Raw genomic sequence first — 15,783 nt, 5'->3', positions numbered from 1 at the left:
CTGTTCAGCAAGCTCAAGAACTGGCGGCGCGTCGCCACACGCTACGACAAGAGCAAGGAATCTTACCTCGGATTCGTCGCCATTGCCGCAGTCAAACTCTGGCTACCCTTTGTCCACGAAGCCTAGGTCAAGATCCTCGTCTTTCCCAGGAGGCGCCCGCAACAGCAAGCCGCTCATGTAGCCCTGCGCCCAGGCGAAGAAATTCTTTTCGACGTCCGGCTTTCCGCTAGTCTCTCGGAGGAAATACTGACAGCTTGACGCGCCGATTCCGACAATCTTGACCGACTGCGCCTCGGCCTGCCCTATCACTAGCATCCCGACAGCCACAAACCAGAACGCCGAGAGAGCACGGATTCGTCGCGTTTTCAGGTATTTCCCGATCATGTGATGGCCCTTCGCCGACGGCAGCAAGCTTTTCCGCTGGGAATTCATTCCGGATCGTCCCGACTACGAGACGGATCATCCGCGGAGCAACGTCCACTCACGCAGACAATCTTGATGCGCCTGCCGAAGCAGTTCGCTTCATAAACCTCACTTTGGCCAATTGGATTGAGGCGCGTGATCTTTGCGCGCGGGCAGGATGCTTCGATCAGAGCGCGCTGCAGATCACCATCGTCTGCTCGCACCTGAAGCGCCACAAGCGCAATAGGGATCGTTAGCAAGACCAATCGCATGGCTCGCCTTTCAAACTCGTCTTGCTGTCGACAGATCCGGGCGCAAGGCCTCTGCAGGCCGCACGAACAGCGCTTCCCGACAAAAAACACGCTCGAAGACGCAATCATCGTCACCAGGATGCGGTGACGGAAAACCAGTTGAGTCGAAGCGATCGCCGGGAGCGGCGACACGTGTGGCAAGGCGTCTTCACGCCTTGCCACACGTCAGGATTACTTCGACTTTTGCAGCTTGGTTACCGTGAGCTGACCATTGACGCGGTCGGCGTCGAACTTGATCTTCTCACCGGCCTTCAGGCCCTTCAGCATGGCGGCATCGCCGGCTTTGAACACCATGGTCATGCCATCCATGTCGAGGTTCTTGATCGGGCCGTGATTGATGGTGAGCTTGCCCTGGGCCTCGTCGACCTTGGTGACGGTGCCGCTGACCGACTGCGCGGCGGCAGGCAGCGCAACAATCAGGAAGGCGAGAGTGGCGGTGGTCTTGAGCATAGGATATTCCTTTCGCGCAGACGCTTACTTGACGATGATCTTGCCGGTCATGCCGGCCTCGCGATGGCCGGGGATCAGGCAGGAGAAGTCGAACTCGCCCGCCTTGGTGAAGGCCCAGACGATCTCGCCGGTCTTCTTCGGCGCGAGCCGCTTGGCGTTCGGGTCGTCATGCTCCATGTCGGGGTTCTTCTGCATCTCGACCGCGTGCTTGAGGTTCTCCTCCAGCGTCGCCAGGACGATCTCGTGGTCGAGCTCGCCGTTGTTGCGCAGCTGGAAGCGGACCTGCTCACCGCGGCGGATCTCGATCCGGTCCGGGATGAAGGACATCTTGCCGTCCTTCTCGCTCATCACGACCTGAACGGGCCGGGCCGGCTTCTTCGGGTCGCCAGGTGTGCCGTAAGCCGTCTCGCCGCCATGACCATGACCGGCGGCGCCGGGGCCGGCCAACGCAGCGCCGGCCGACATCACAAAAGCGATCGCGGCAAATTTGAACGTTACTGTCTTCATCTATCTCTCCAGAGGTGAGTTTAGTTTGTCGCCATTTCAGTGATCGGAATGCGCGTTCTTGACGGCTGGGCGAGGCTTGCCGTCCGGCCCGAGGCTTGGCTTGCGCGGGTCCTTGGCGCGCCATTCGGCCGATTTGACACCGCTATCCGGGGACGTTGCCCGAGGGGCTTCGCCGAGCTTCTGCCCTTTAAGCTCGTAAGCGACGGTCCCCTCGGGGTGCTTGAACCAGCCAGGGTCCTTGTAGTCGTTCTTCGCCAGCCCCTCGCGGACCTTCACCACCGAGAACATGCCGCCCATCTCGACCGGCCCGAACTGGGCGAAGCCGGTCATCATCGGCAGGGTGTTGTCTGGCAGCGGCATCTCCATTCCGCCCATCTCGCCCATGCCGTTCGAGCCCATCGGCATGTAGCCGGGCGCGATCTTCGCGATGCGCTTCGCCAGATCCTTCTTGTTCACGCCGATATAGGTCTTCACCGAATGCCCCATAGCGTTCATCGTGTGATGGGACTTATGGCAGTGGATCGCCCAGTCGCCGAGCTCGTCGGCGACGAAGTCGAAGGCGCGCATCTGGCCGACGGCAACGTCGATCGAGACTTCGTCCCAGGCAGCGGCCGGGTCGACCCAGCCGCCATCGGTGCACGACACCTTGAACTCGTAGCCATGCATGTGGATCGGGTGGTTCGTCATGGTCAGATTGCCGAAGCGGATCCGGACCTTGTCATTCTTGCCGACGACGAAGGGATCGATCCCCGGAAACACGCGGCTGTTCCAGCACCACAGGTTGAAATCGGTCATGGTGTTGACCTTCGGCACATAGGAGCCGGCCTCGATGTCGAAGGCGTTGAGCAGGAAGACGAAATCGCGGTCGACGCGGCGGAAGGCCGGGTCCTTCGGATGGACCACGAAGAAGCCCATCATGCCCATCGCCATCTGGACCATCTCGTCCGAATGCGGATGGTACATGTAGGTCCCCGAGCGCCGCAGCTGGAACTCGTAGACGAAGGTCTTGCCCGGCGGGATATGCGGCTGGGTCAGCCCGCCGACGCCATCCATGCCGTTGGGCAGGCGCTGGCCGTGCCAGTGCACCGCCGTGTTCTCCGGCAGCTTGTTGGTGACGTAGATGCGGACCTTGTCGCCCTCGACCGCCTCGATCGTCGGGCCAGGCGACTGGCCGTTATAGCCCCAGAGATTGGCCTTCATGCCCGGTGCCATCTCGCGCACCACCGGCTCGGCGACGAGATGGAACTCCTTCCAGTCGCCGTTCATCCGCCAGGGCAGCGACCAGCCGTTGAGTGTCGCGACCGGCTGATAGTCCGGCCCCGTGGTCGGCATGAGCGGCGCCTGCGTGGTCGCTTCCGTCATGGTCGGCGCCTCCGGCACGGCGGCGAAGGCGCTCCGCCCCGAGACGGCGGCCGCACCGGCCAGCACGAGCCCGGACGAGCCGATGAAGCCTCTACGCGATAGATTGGTCATCTGTGCAACTCCTTCAGTCGCCGCCGCCACCGCCACCAGCTGCCGCCACAGCGACAGAACCACCGCCGCTACCGCCGCCGATCAGGGCATGCTTGAAGTCGGTATGGGCGATCCAGAAATCGCGGCGGGCATTGATCGCAGCGACATTGGACAGGATGCGGTTTCGGGCATCTGTGATCAGATCCGTCACGTCGTTGAGCATGCCGCTGTACTGCAGCAGCGACTGGTCCTGGATGATCTTACGCAGTGGCAGGACGTTGTTCTGATACTGCCGCGTGATGTCGTAGTTGGCGCGGTAGGCCGTGTAAGCTTCGCGCGCTTCGGAGCGGACGTTGACCGCCTTCTCGGCCAGCTTGTTAGCAGCCCGCATGTAGGTCTGCTCGGCCAGCGCGACCTTCGACTGTCCGAAATCGTAAATCGGTATCTCGAGGTCGAGGGCAAGCGTTCGGCTGCGACTCGAATTTCGTTCAACACGACCGTCTTCCGTAACATTGCGGCTTCGGTCGTAGGTGCGAGTTCCTTGCAGATCGGCCGCATTGATGAGGCGCGTCGCCTGCTCCAGCCCGAGCGACTTGGCCAGAGCGTCCAGCTCGGCCCGCGCGATCCTGAGATCGACGCGCTTGCGCAGGGCCTCCGCCTCGATCGCCTTGACCGATTGCAGACGCGGTAGCGGCGGCAGGCTGCCCAGCTGGAATTTCAGGTCTTCGCCCCAAAGCCCTAGCTGGCGGACGAGCCGCTCGCGCTCCTGGCGTTGCAGTTGGCGCGCTTGGGCGAGTTGCACGGTCAGTTCGGCCTCAAACGCGAATTCGCGGGCCTGGTCGAGCTTGTTGACGCCGCCGCTTTCGCCGAGCCGCTTGAACAGCTCGGAAGCCGCATCGGCAGACGCTTTCGCCTCCTGATAGAAAACAACCTGGGTATTCGCCGCAGCTGCGCGATAGTACTGGCGGCGGGTATCGGCCGCGAGCCTCAGAACCGCCTCGGCTGTCCGCAACTGCGCTGCCCCGAACTGATCTCGGGCAATCTCAGTGCGCGCCGGCAGGGTCGCGAGCGCCAGCAGGCTACCGATGATCTGCCGCTCGATTTCGAGTTCAAAGCGACCGGAGAGCTTGGAGATGCCGATACTGGGGTTGGGAGGCAAGCTCGCCGCAACCATCTGGGCCTCGGCAATGCCGAGCTCATTGAACGCCGCCTGGAGGCCGCGATTGTTAAGCAGCGCGACCTGTACGGCCGCGTCCGCCGTCAACGGCTTGCGCAGCAATTGATTGACGCGCGATTTCGCCGTAAGAGCTGCCTGATCATCGCCGATCTTGACCACATCCTTGCCGATGTCGGTATAGGCGGCACTCTGGACGGAGCCCATGCCGCCGTCAGCGGAGAAGCTCGCGCAGCCTCCCAGAAAAGCAGCGGCGCCGGCGAGCAATCCGAAACGAAGCAGGCGTCGAGCATGCAATTTTGCTGGAGCGGTCAAGGCTGTCCTTCCCCGGGTAGAATCGATCGCTGAAATGGACACGGCTGACGACGTCATGACTTGGGACCGACGTCACGATTGAGTTCGCGCCAGTCCTTCGGATCAACCGGCCGGAAAGTCGCCGCGCCAGCCGTCACGCTGCGATAGGAGATCGCGGGAACGCGAGCGCTCGGATCGGCCGGCCTGGCTAGATGGTCCGGAACGGGTGTCAACGAACAGGCTCCCAACGCCAGCCCTATGCCTGCCAGGATCGGCATCTTCACGAACGTCACGATTCGGCTCCCCGTGTTTCGACGGCATAGGGGTAGCAGCGCTCTGCCGTCGGCGTCCGTTACAAATTGTATCAAAGCAACACGGGCGGCACGGCGATAAGCGCGCTATTGTGCAATCGCCGCAAAAGAAGAAGCGGCGCCACACAAACAGGCTTGTTCTGGGAAGCCGAGTGAAACATGGACCAAGATCCAATCAAGATCATAGCCGAAGATCATGGGCATATTCTCGTCGTAGACGATGATCCGCAGATCAGGCTCTTGGTTTCGCGCTTTCTTCAGCGGCATGGCTATCAGGTCACCGGAGCACCGGACGGGCGCGTCATGATGGATATCCTGGCTCGGACCACGATCGATCTGATCGTGCTCGATCTGATGCTGCCCGGACGCTCGGGCGTCGAGCTCTGCCGCGACGTCCGCATGACGTCCCAGGTTCCCATCGTGATGCTGACCGCCCGCAGCGAGGAGAGCGACCGGATCGTCGGCCTCGACGGTGGCGCTGACGATTATGTGACCAAGCCGTTCAGCCCGCGCGAATTGGTGGCGCGCATTCGCGCCGTCCTGCGCCGATCTCGTACGGCGCGCAATACCAGCGAAACCCGACGTTCCGAGATCGTCGTGTTTGATGGGTGGTCGCTGGATCTCCGCCGTAGAGAGCTTCAATCTCCTACGGGCACACTGATCGACCTCTCAACCGGTGAATTCGACCTTCTCGTGGCCTTTGTGGAGCATGCCAACCGCGTCCTGTCGCGAGAGGCACTGATGCAGTTCGCAAAGGCGCGAAACAGCGGCGATCCGTTCGACCGCACCATCGACGTCCAGATCAGCCGGCTGCGGCGCAAGTTGGAAGCCGACGCCAGCGGCGGCCAGCTCATCAAGACCGTCCGTGGCTCGGGCTACATGTTTGTGTCCAACGTGCGCGTGCAAGAAGGACAATCCGCTTGAAGAAGCTGGTCGAACGCCTGTGGCCCGATACGGTCGCCAGCCGTGCCATCATGGTGTTGGTGGCGGCGCTCCTGGCCTTCCATCTCCTTGGATTCTGGGCTTATCGCGTCGGCGTCGAGAGCCTCGCTACCGCCGCCCGCGATCGCGGCCTCGCTGAGCATATTGTCTCGATCAAGCGCGCAATTGCCAGCGCCCCCGCCGGACCAGAACGAGACCGCGCCGCGCATGACCTGTCGAGCGCCAGCCTTGAGGTCCATTGGAGCAAGGTCAGTCTCGTCCTCGGCACAGCGCCGATGACGGAACGAACCAAGACGATGGATGCTCGGCTCAAAGAGCTTGCGCCCGAGCTCGCGGCGGAGTCATTCCGCGTTGGTTTTGCCGATGACGGGGCTTTGGGCAGCGGGAATGCCGATGCCTACCGACACATGATGCTGGTCTCGGTCCAGCTGGCCGACGGCTCCTGGGTAAATTTCTCCTCCTCGGCTCTCGGAGCGCACCAGAACATCGACTGGAGCGTGATCGCGGTCACGATCTGCTTCGGAGTCGGCATCGTTGTCGTCGCGCTGCTACTACTGCGCTGGGCAACCCGACCGTTGCGTGATCTTGCCATCGCAGCGGAGCGCTTTAGCCTTGATCAGACGCCGCAGCCGCTTCCCGAAAACGGACCGATCGAGGTGCGCCGCGCCGCGCGCGCTTTCAACACGATGCGTGAGCGTATTCAGCGCCTCGTCACCGAGCGCATGCAGGCCATGGCGGCGGTTTCGCACGACCTGCGCACTCCGATCACGCGCCTCAGACTTCGCTCTGAGCTGCTCAACGATGATACGACACGCGACCTGATCGATGCCGATCTCGGCGAGATGGAGGGGATGATCGATTCGACGCTCGAATACTTACGCGGCGGCGCTTCTAGCGAAGCAATCCGGGCGATCGACCTCGCTTCGGTTATTGAAACGATCGTCGACGACCACCTCGATCAGGGGTATCGAGTGGCACTGATCGGCAGCACCTCCGCGCCTGTGCTGGGACGCGTGCTTTCACTGAAGCGCGCCTTCTCCAACATCATCGGCAATGCCATCAAATATGGTCACGCCGCCAATGTCGCGATTGCCGAGTCCGGAGACCAGATCGTTGTCACCGTCGAGGACGAAGGGCCTGGCATTCCGCAAGCCGATATGGAGCGCGTATTCCACCCATTCGTTCGACTTGAGGAATCTCGCGGCCGGGAGACTGGGGGCACGGGCTTGGGGCTCACCATCGCAGCGTCCGTGATCCAGACTCATGGAGGGCGCATTAGTTTGGTCAACCGTGCGATTGGCGGGTTATGCGTAACGGTTACCTTGCCGCGAGGGGGGAGCCGAATCCAGTCGGCAAAATTAGTCTTAGACCAATCAACCGATCCCGCTGACCCTACAAGGCAAATCGCTTAGCCTGGTAGAATAAGTTTAGCGGTAAGATCGGTTTTTCGTTCGTGATTTGCGTGAAATTGCCTTATTTATTAGGGATCACAGGCTAAGCCTTTTGACAGGCATCCTATGATCTGACCTTGCAACTATACGTAATAGGTCAAATTCGTCTAGCGTGGCGACGGAAGCGTGATCCTGAATGCGATTGACTCAAAATCCGTTAAGTGCTTCATTTGACAATGTGCATTTAAAGTAAAAAGCTCTTTCTTATGATTAATTATGACATGAATTTCTTCTAAGATTTCACCGGCGCTGGAGGTCGGTGATCGCCGAACCCACGTTGTATCGTTTCGAGGGTCAAAACAGCTCCGGCAATCGCGGCGGACTGTTGGTTAAGTGCCTGCGTCATCGTTGTGAACGCTGCACTCTGGTCGTCCTCGACCGCAGAGATAACTCGGCGCAGATTGCACTCTTCACCGGTCGAGGTCGGCGGAACCCCCAGTTTCAGTCCGCTGATCTGCTTCTGCCTCAACCGAGGATCAGAACGATTGATTTGCTCCGATTGAGCGACCACGCGGGCGACGGGGGCCGGGGACGCTTCTACAGGTTCTGAGATTGCTGTGGAGCGCATTTCCTCCATCCGCTCGGCCTGCGGGGCAAGCTCGATCTGCCGGTTCATTCCGCTAAGCTCCACGCTTGCCGCAGACCCAATTGCGCCGCCGAGCGGCTCATCCCGCCATTCGCGGAGGTGAGGCAGAACCGGTGGGGTACCCTTACTCACCTCATAGAGTCGCCGATACGGCCGATCCAGGTAGTGTCGGATCTTAGAGAGCTCGAAGGACGGTGAGTTCTTCACCATCAGGATAGAGAGCCGCGCCGACATCTCGCGAAGCTCGAGCGGGCTGCGCAGGGGCCGAGCCGCATAGTGCGGCGTCCAAACGCGCGGCGCGAAAATCCCCTGCCCGGGTCGCATCACCGGTGTCTTGTAGACCTGTGTCGTCTCGCCAAGCATCTCCGACACAAATTCCGACGTCTCAAGGTCGTTGATCTGGATGAAGAGCTTGATCTGCGAGCCGGAAACCGTGGTGATGCGGGTGTGCCTACCGTAGAGCTCGTCGAGCTGGGCAATGTCCTGCATGATGATCGCCATGCGGAAGCCGTAGCCGGCGCTGATCGTGATTTTTGAGATCAGCGAGTCCATGCGCCCGACATGGTAGAACTCGTCGAGCATGAGCAGGACCTGATGCGGCTCGCCGGGCCCGGGAATCTTCTCCATCAGCAGGTCGTGGATCTGCTGGAACAGGATGCGGATCAGCGGCCGGAAGATCGTCAGCTCGGCGATGGTGCAGCCGATGAAGATCGTCATCGGCCGGCGGCGCAGCTCCCGGATATCAAAATCCGATGTCTCCGTCGCCGCAGAGATCAGCCCATTGTTCCAGAGCGACATAGCCATGTTGACGTTGAACACGGCGCTATTGCGGGTCTCGGGTTCAAGCGCGATGTACTGATTGAAGCTGTCGACGATCCAGGTTGGCAGATACTGAGCTTCCGTTTTCACGATCGCCCGCAGGACGGTCGAGATGTCCTTGCCCGTCGTCGTCATCCTGGCGACCGCGCGCATGTGTTGAGCGCTCACCGTGAGCGGCGAAGCGAGTACGTAACCGATCAGGGCCGAGAGCAGCAGGCGCCCGGCACCGGCCCAGGTGTCGTCGGCCTTCTCGGGGATGACGAACGAGGCGACCACCAGACAGTCCGTTGCCATGCGCTCGTCGCGCCGGACGAAATCGAGCGGGTTGTAGCGATGCGTGTCGGGCGAGCCCGGCGAGAACATGAAGACCTGGTTGCCCATCTTCGTGCGATGGTTCGCCAGCGCCTCGAAATTCTCCCGCTTGGGATCGAAGAATACGGCCGAGCCCTGCCAGAGATAGCCATTGGGCAGCACGAACCCGGTGCCCTTGCCCGAGCGCGACGGGCCGACGACGAGGATATGGGCGGGCTCGTCGGAGCGGATCGTGACGCCGCCAAGCGTGCCGAGCACAATGCCCTGCTTGCCGGTCAGCCCTTGCTTCGCCGCCTCCAGCAGGGTGCCGAAGCGTGCGGCGCCATAGGGCATCTGCCGGCGATTGACCATCGCGACGATGAACCCGGCGATTGCGACACCGCAGACGGCTGCGACGGCATAGCCTCCTCGGATCAGCGCCTCCATGCGTGTCCCCGGATAGAGCAGGCGCGCGTGAAAATGTTGCCAGGCGATCAGCAGCGATCCGGCCGAGCGATCGGCGTTCTGTGCTCGCAGCAAGGCCCAGCGCGTGGATCCTTCGCTCGGGAAGCGCTGCGGCGCCCAGCGCAGGCCGACGACGATCTCGTAGGCGAGGCTCCAGAGAAGGCAGAACCCGATCAGCACCAGGATGGCGATGCCGATCCTATAAGCGACGACGCGCGCCACGGCGCTTCTCCCCTGCCCGCTCCTGCTGCCACTCCGCCATCCGCGCGAAATACACCGCCGAGGTTCCCCGCCAGCCGCCGATCTTGGTCTGCTGGATCACGATTGGCAGGACGGATTTGATGTAGCCGACGATTTCCTCGCGCTTCAGGCCGAGCCCGGCCTGCATCACCATGAGCGCGAGCTGCTCGAAGGCTCCTGCAGGGCTATCGGCATGGACGGTGGTGATGCTGCCGGGATGGCCTGTATTGATCGCCCGCAGGAAGGAATAGGCCTCGGCGCCGCGGATCTCGCCGAGGAAGATGCGGTCGGGCCGCAGCCGCAGCGAAGCCTGCAGCAACATCTCGACGGTGACGCGCGCCTCGCCCTGATCGCCCTTGGAAGCAACGAGCGGCAGGAAGTTCGGCTGGATCGGCCTGACCTCGCGCGTGTCCTCGATGGTGATGATGCGCTCCTCGGCCGGCACCTCCTTCAGGATCGCGTTGAGGAACGTCGTCTTGCCCGAACTCGTGCCGCCGGAGAGCAGGATCGAGTAGCGGCTGACGACGGCAAGCCGGATGAAGTCCTCGATACGCCCGGCATCGAGATGTGCGCAGAGCTGGCGGTCGATGTCAGAGAGAGCACCCTCGCCCGTGGTCTCAACCTGCCGGAAAGAGCCGAGCCGGCGATAATCGTCGAGGCCCATCTCCTTGATCACTTGCTTGCGGATCGCGAAGGCGCCGCCTCCGGTCGTCGCCGGCGGCAGCACACCTTGGAAACGCTCGCCGCTCGGCAGCGCAGCCGAGAGGAGCGGGTGCTCCTCGTTGACGCTCTGGCCGGAGTGCCCGGCAACGCGCTCGGCGAGATAGCGGATCGCCTGTGCGGTCAGGGCGGGAACGGCATGGCGCTCCATCGCAGCTTCGCCGAAGCGCTCGACCCAGACCTCGCCCGGGCCGTTGGCGCAGATCTCGACGACCTGGTCGTCGTCGAGCCAGGTCCGGACCGGTTCGAGCGCCCGGTCAACGAAGACGGTCAGGCTTCGCGCCGGCGCGTTCACGTCTGATCTCCTGGAGTGCCTCCCGAACGGGATCGGGATAGAGAGCCGCGAAATCGAGATCGCGGCGCACGAAGACGATGATCCGAGAACCCTGGTCGAGATGGATCGTCGGCGGAATGGCGATCGTGTTGCGGAGCGCGTCCTGCGCGATATTGGTCAGGGTCTGCGCGACATTCTGCGCCGCGATCTGGCGCGCCTGCAGGCTGAGCTGGTTCTGGCTCGCGCCGGTCTGGGTCTGCGTCACGACGCCGGTCGCCGGGTCGGTCGTGGTGATCACGGTGCCGTTGCCGGCATTGCTGTAGTTCTGGCCGTAGCTGCTGAGGAACTGCGCCGCGCCGCCGACCAGCGAGAGCATGATCGCCGCGCCGAAGCGCTCGAGATAGTGGTTATCGACGAAACCGGCATTGCCGGCGCGGCCAAGCTCGTCGGCGCCGTTCGAGCCCAACTGCACCGAGACGCCGTCCGAGCGCAGCAGCCGCGTCCAGACGATGAAGACGCGGGTCTGGCCCTGGGCCAGGCCGGATTTGTACTCGCCGACGAGACGGCTGCCGGCCGGGATCAGAATGCGACGGCCATCGAAGGACCAGACGTTCTCGGTGACGACCGCGCGGATCATGCCGGGCAGGTCGCTCTGGACGGCGGTCTCCAGCACGCCGCGGATCATCGTGCCCTGCGCGACCAGCGCATCGATCCGGCTATTCTTGGTGGCACGCGCGACCTCGACGCCGGCGGCCGAGACCGAGGCAAGGAAACGCCGGTTCGGATCGTCCTCCTGGCCGGTGCCGACACCGCCCTGCCCTGCCAGCTCACTGGGCCCGGCGGCGGCTGCGGCATTATCGGCAATGACCTGCGGCGCACGCAGCCGCTCCCACCTCCGACGCTCCTCCGCTTCGAGCCGCTGACGTTCGAGCTCGGCAAGCCGGCGCGCTTCGGTATCATCCGGAGGGGAAGCGGCGAGCGGTGGCTCCGGCGGCGGCGGTGGCTGGATGGTCTGGGGTGGCGCGGCGGGCGCCGGCGGCGGCTCGGGTATGGCAGGCGGGACGAAGATCGTGCCCTGATCGGTCTGCGGCCGCGGCGTCGACAATGACGGTGCCGGAAACTGCGTCGTCCGGAACTCCTCCCGGTCAGGAGCGGTCATGCTCGGCGCGAGCTGGTTCGTCGACCGGTAGATCATCCAGCCGGCGACGGCGGCGGCGCCAACCGGAATGCCGATCGTCAGAATCCGGCCGAAGACGGTGCGTCCGCGCGCGACGGAGCTGGCCGCCGCGGCCTCGAGCTCGAAGGAACGATAGTCGTCAGGCGTCGGCATCGCCTCTCACCCTCCCGGCTTGCTGGTGACGCCGATGCGCTGCGGCGCATAGGGCTCGAGCCCGGTCGGCTCGCGGAGATTGGTCTGCCGGCGGTTGAAGATGCAGGTCGCGTCTTCGCCATTGCGCAGAGTCCATTGCGCCGCGACCTTGTCGACGACGACATAGGGGCCTTCGCTCCGGAAGTTGACGAGGCTCTCGTTGCGCTCGCCGTCGACGATATAGATCGCCGGCGTCTCGCCCTCGAAGCGGAACCAGGTTTTCGTGCCGTCGTCGAAGACGGTCAGCGGCTTGTTGGTCGAGGCGCCCTTGTAGCCGTAGTCGCTGTTGGCATTGGCGATGTTAAGGCTCTTCAGATTGGGATAGGCCGCGCGCTGCCGTGCCTCAGCGAGGAGCTTTTCGCTGGCCTCGTCATCCGGAAAGCGGAAGCGGACGGCATAGATCTGGTGTTCGGGCGGGCGGGTGTTCGAGCGCAGCAGGAAGGCGTAGACGCGCTTGGTCGTCACGACGTTGAGGTTTGACTGGGCGTTCTTCTCGATCGGTTTGACGAAGATGATGTCGCCCTTGCGGTTGGGCTCGACCTTCCAGGCGATGGAATCGCCGAGCGCCAGCGTCTCGATCTTCTCGCCCGGCTGCAGCTCGATCATGGTCGAGGTACCGTAGCTCGCATCGATCGCGGTGACGTTGTCGCGGTTATAGGTGATGTCGCGCACGCGGGAATCGACGCGGCCCGGCCGCGGCACGGCCTCCGCGAGCGCGGCCACCGTGGCGACCAGCAAGGCCACGGCCGCGACCAGAGTCTGCCTGATCATGGCTGCGCTCCGCCCGCGCCCGGCGCCGGTGCCGTCTCCTGGTCGCGGCGGTATTCGAGGACCTGGAAGCCGAGCGGATTGTCGAAGCGCCAATCGTTGCGCATCGGCGTGCCGGTATAGCGGAAGCGCAGCAGCGAGACCCAGTGGCGGGTCACGATATTGGTCGCGGATTTCTCCTCGGTGGCGAAACGGACGAGCGCGGTGCGGTTGTTCGGGAAGGTCACCGATTTGATGGTGACCGCGACCTGGCTGTTCATGCCGAAGACCTTGACCGGGTTCTTCGGGTTCGCCGGCGAATAGATCTCGGTGAGCTCGCGCGCGGCGTCGCCGGCGGCGAGCAGCTGCGCCAGGTCGAAATTGTCCTTGAGTGCCCGGGGATCATAGGTCTCACGCGCCTTGATGTAGCGCACCACGCTGAACATGGTGACAGCCTCGTCCTGGGTCAGCGCGCCTTCGGCCATCGGTCGCTTGACCTCGACGAAGCCGGTCGTCTTGTCGACGACGACCATATAGGGCTCGTAGGTTTTCAGCGGCACCATCAGGGCAAGCGCGCCGAGTGCCACGATCGCGACGACGCTCATGATGGTCGCGACGATCCAGGCCAGCGCCCGGGAGTTGCGGTTGCGCCGGGCGATGTCCTGCTCCCAGCTTGCGCCGTCGACATAGTAGCGCGGATCGAGGCGCTTCGGTTCGGGAGCGGCGGCATCGGTCATGGCCGCCCTCCCCCAGCCGGAGGCTTCGCATTCGCGGAATTCCGCAACTGCTCGGCGAGATGCTTGAATTCGGGGCTGTGCGCCCAGGCGCTGGCGCGCAGGCCGACGCGGGTGCGCTGCCGGGCGGCAAGCTCCTCACGCCGCGAGATCGAGGCCGGGTTGAAGGGATTGCGGAACTCGAGCCGCGCCCGGTTGGCGGCGCGGCCGAGGCGATATCCGGTCGCGGTCGCGAACACCGCGCCGAGGCGCGGCGAATGGATCGGCACGCCGCTCGCGATCGCCGCGGCGACATTGTTGATCTGGGCGAGCAGCAGGATGCCGATGATGGCGAGCAGCACGACGGGACCGATCGTCGCCCAGGTCGCGGACTTCGAGCCGGTGACGCCGTTCAGCGCATCGATCGATTGCTGGATCAGCGAGACGTAGAAAGCCAGGAAAGCATAGACCAGAACCTGCACCACAAAATACTGCACGACAGCGCTGAGCCAGCCGCTGAAGAACCGGCTCGTCGCGCCGAACAACAGCAGGATGATGAAGAGCGGCGCCAGCGCCAGCAGTAACCAGAGAAACAGCTTCGACAGCATGATCAGGAAGAGGGCGAAGCCGATCAGCACCGCCATCACAAGATAAAAGATAGCCGCGAAGATATACGGCCCCCAATTGGTGATGCCGGCATTCTGCAGGAAGGCTTCGGTCGCGCTGTTGGTGGTGTCCCACATGTTCTGCAGCGCGTCCTGCACGCCGTTGACGGAGGTGAGGTTGGCGGCGGTGCCGGTATTGTTCGCCGTGGTGACCGAGCTCAGCAGCGTGTTGCCGATCGCCGAGGGGCCCTGGTTCAGCGCGTTATAGGCGAAGGTCTGAAAATCGCTCCAGCTCGTCGCGAGCGTATAGATCAGGAAGGCCCGGAACAGGCGAAAGGCATGATCGGCCGGGCCGCCCGTGGCGGTGCCCTGCCAGATACCGACGCCCCAGAAGATCACATAGAGGGTGAGCATCAGCCCGGCCGGACTGGTCGCGCCGCCCGAGGTCGCGGCGCTCGACAGCGCCTGATAGGCGCTCGACACATAGTTCTGCCCAATCTGGTCGACCGATTGTAGCAGCGTGGTGATGCTGAAGTTCTGGGCCATCGACGTGCTCAGATCGGCTTCATCGGACCGCAGGGATCGAGCCCGGCGAAGGCGGCCGGCATGTGTGGAGTCGTGCTTTCCGCGAAGGCGAGCGGCGTGCCGGCCTCGTCAGGCGCGCAGGGTGCCTTCAGCGTCTTGTGTCCGCAGCCTGCAAGGAGGCCGGCGAGAATGACGAGCACGGCAGGTCTCAGGCAGGTCTTCAAGGCGTCGGCGCTTTCGGTTGCGTGAAGGTCATGGCCCGGCTGGCGGCCTCGGCATCCGCGCCGGAAGGCGGCGCGGCTGGCGCTCGCGTCGAAGGACCGCGTGAGCTCAGGATGCCGATCGCCGCGGCGACGAAGGCGACGACGAGGCCGGCGGCGAGCGCAATCAGGATCTTGCGGGTTTCGGTCGTCATTGGGTGAACCGCATGGCGCGCGCGGCGGCCGATTCTGCTGCGAGGCGGTCGAGGTTGCTCTGGTTGGCGGCGGCCGCGGCGTTGTTCACGACGCCATTGAGCTCGTTGATCGTCTGCCCAGTCTGGATCTGGACCTGCGTATTCTGATCGACGCTGCCTTTCAGGTCCTGCGCCTTCCCGATCTCCTGGCCGCCCTGCGTGAACGACTGGGAGCGCTGCTTGACCGCGCCCTGCGTGGAATCGATCAGGCCCGACAGGGTGGCCGCGACATTCACCGAGTTCTTGTAGGCAGTGTCGACCGGATGGGATTTGCCGCTGGTGATCCCGGTGATGGTCTGGACGAGCTGCAGGCCGTTGATCAGCGACGAGACGATGTTCTGCGAGCCCGAGCCCATCCCGGTGAAGGACAGTGCCCCGCCCGAGATCACCGAACCGAGCGACGGTGCCTGGCCCATCGAGAAGCCGCCGCCCAGCGCCATCTGCGCCAGCGTCCCTTGCGCCTGCGAGGAACGGTCACCGGTGACGGCGGCGAGCGTCTTCTGGGTGAATTGCATGATCTCCTGATCGGCGGTCAGGATCGCGCGCGTGTTGGTCGCGATCTCCTGCGCCTTGGTCAGGTTGGCGTCGTCACGGGTCGGGACCTGCGCGAGGGCCGGGGCGATGGCGGCGATCGCCGCGACGGTGGGGATCAGCAAGAGCTGTGGACGCATCGAGACCTCC

17 protein-coding genes and 1 pseudogene are annotated in these 15,783 nt (G+C 63.5%); 3 read left to right on the top strand and 15 right to left on the bottom strand.

All coding sequences use genetic code 11. The features are described from left to right. Positions 1-126: pseudogene (locus IED13_RS26045) on the top strand (IS5 family transposase); the annotation flags it as partial. Here IED13_RS26045 and IED13_RS26040 read toward each other — a convergent pair. From IED13_RS26040 to IED13_RS26015, 6 genes are all read right to left on the bottom strand, one after another. Next, a complete protein-coding gene (locus IED13_RS26040) occupies positions 103-432 on the bottom strand; it encodes a hypothetical protein (protein ID WP_191125897.1) in 330 nt (109 codons plus the stop codon). The pseudogene IED13_RS26045 and the gene IED13_RS26040 sit on opposite strands and share 24 nt — an antisense overlap. A gap of 452 nt (positions 433-884) precedes the next feature. Next, positions 885-1,163 (bottom strand): copper-binding protein, encoded by a 279-nt coding sequence (locus IED13_RS26035; RefSeq protein WP_191125896.1) that lies wholly within the window; start codon positions 1,161-1,163, stop codon positions 885-887. 24 nt (positions 1,164-1,187) lie between these two features. Beyond that, positions 1,188-1,670: a cupredoxin domain-containing protein gene (locus IED13_RS26030; RefSeq protein ID WP_191125895.1), complete on the bottom strand. Its 483-nt coding sequence runs from the start codon at positions 1,668-1,670 to the stop codon at positions 1,188-1,190. Between the two features lie 36 nt (positions 1,671-1,706). Then, positions 1,707-3,143, bottom strand: coding sequence for a multicopper oxidase family protein (locus tag IED13_RS26025; RefSeq protein WP_191125894.1), 1,437 nt, complete (start codon positions 3,141-3,143; stop codon positions 1,707-1,709). 13 nt (positions 3,144-3,156) lie between these two features. Continuing rightward, positions 3,157-4,611 carry a TolC family protein gene (locus IED13_RS26020; protein ID WP_248312776.1) on the bottom strand — a complete coding sequence of 485 codons (1,455 nt, stop codon included), beginning with the start codon at positions 4,609-4,611 and terminating at the stop codon, positions 3,157-3,159. Positions 4,612-4,664: 53 nt separating this feature from the next. Then, positions 4,665-4,883, bottom strand: coding sequence for a hypothetical protein (locus IED13_RS26015; RefSeq protein WP_191125892.1), 219 nt, complete (start codon positions 4,881-4,883; stop codon positions 4,665-4,667). 177 nt (positions 4,884-5,060) lie between these two features. On the opposite strand from IED13_RS26015, the gene IED13_RS26010 reads away from it, so the two are divergent. Together IED13_RS26010 and IED13_RS26005 are read left to right on the top strand one after the other, a co-directional pair. Beyond that, on the top strand, positions 5,061-5,825 hold the full coding sequence (locus IED13_RS26010) for a response regulator (protein WP_191125891.1): 765 nt from the start codon (positions 5,061-5,063) through the stop codon (positions 5,823-5,825). Next, the gene (locus IED13_RS26005) at positions 5,822-7,255 is read left to right on the top strand and encodes an ATP-binding protein (protein WP_191125890.1); all 1,434 of its coding nucleotides are present in this window, start codon (positions 5,822-5,824) and stop codon (positions 7,253-7,255) included. Before IED13_RS26010 ends, IED13_RS26005 begins: the two co-directional genes overlap by 4 nt. A gap of 271 nt (positions 7,256-7,526) precedes the next feature. On the opposite strand, the gene IED13_RS26000 is transcribed toward IED13_RS26005, so the two are convergent. From IED13_RS26000 to IED13_RS25960, 9 genes are read right to left on the bottom strand one after another with little or no spacing between them, the layout of a single operon-like run. After that, positions 7,527-9,677: a type IV secretory system conjugative DNA transfer family protein gene (locus tag IED13_RS26000; protein ID WP_191125889.1), complete on the bottom strand. Its 2,151-nt coding sequence runs from the start codon at positions 9,675-9,677 to the stop codon at positions 7,527-7,529. Continuing rightward, positions 9,655-10,710 carry a P-type DNA transfer ATPase VirB11 gene (gene virB11 / locus IED13_RS25995; protein ID WP_089172750.1) on the bottom strand — a complete coding sequence of 352 codons (1,056 nt, stop codon included), beginning with the start codon at positions 10,708-10,710 and terminating at the stop codon, positions 9,655-9,657. Before virB11 ends, IED13_RS26000 begins: the two co-directional genes overlap by 23 nt. Further along, positions 10,673-12,019, bottom strand: coding sequence for a type IV secretion system protein VirB10 (gene virB10 / locus IED13_RS25990; protein WP_089172751.1), 1,347 nt, complete (start codon positions 12,017-12,019; stop codon positions 10,673-10,675). Before virB10 ends, virB11 begins: the two co-directional genes overlap by 38 nt. Before the next feature lie 6 nt (positions 12,020-12,025). Continuing rightward, entirely contained in the window at positions 12,026-12,829 is an 804-nt protein-coding gene (gene virB9, locus IED13_RS25985) for a P-type conjugative transfer protein VirB9 (RefSeq protein ID WP_089172752.1), read from the bottom strand. Next, positions 12,826-13,542, bottom strand: coding sequence for a VirB8 family type IV secretion system protein (locus IED13_RS25980; protein WP_089172753.1), 717 nt, complete (start codon positions 13,540-13,542; stop codon positions 12,826-12,828). The genes virB9 and IED13_RS25980 overlap by 4 nt, the downstream gene beginning before the upstream one ends. After that, positions 13,539-14,669, bottom strand: a complete 1,131-nt coding sequence (locus IED13_RS25975) for a TrbL/VirB6 family protein (protein WP_191125888.1) — start codon at positions 14,667-14,669, stop codon at positions 13,539-13,541. The genes IED13_RS25980 and IED13_RS25975 overlap by 4 nt, the downstream gene beginning before the upstream one ends. Before the next feature lie 8 nt (positions 14,670-14,677). Next, positions 14,678-14,848, bottom strand: a complete 171-nt coding sequence (locus IED13_RS25970) for a hypothetical protein (RefSeq protein ID WP_248307704.1) — start codon at positions 14,846-14,848, stop codon at positions 14,678-14,680. 20 nt (positions 14,849-14,868) lie between these two features. Further along, positions 14,869-15,063: a hypothetical protein gene (locus IED13_RS25965; RefSeq protein ID WP_089172755.1), complete on the bottom strand. Its 195-nt coding sequence runs from the start codon at positions 15,061-15,063 to the stop codon at positions 14,869-14,871. After that, positions 15,060-15,773 carry a type IV secretion system protein gene (locus IED13_RS25960; RefSeq protein WP_191125887.1) on the bottom strand — a complete coding sequence of 238 codons (714 nt, stop codon included), beginning with the start codon at positions 15,771-15,773 and terminating at the stop codon, positions 15,060-15,062. Before IED13_RS25960 ends, IED13_RS25965 begins: the two co-directional genes overlap by 4 nt. Between the last annotated feature and the right edge of the window lie 10 nt (positions 15,774-15,783).

The sequence above is a fragment of the Allobosea spartocytisi genome, from assembly GCF_014764685.1.
Classification (GTDB): domain Bacteria; phylum Pseudomonadota; class Alphaproteobacteria; order Rhizobiales; family Beijerinckiaceae; genus Allobosea; species Allobosea spartocytisi.
The sequence above is the reverse complement of the archived record's forward strand: the minus strand, read 5'-3'. Positions and strand labels throughout refer to the sequence as shown.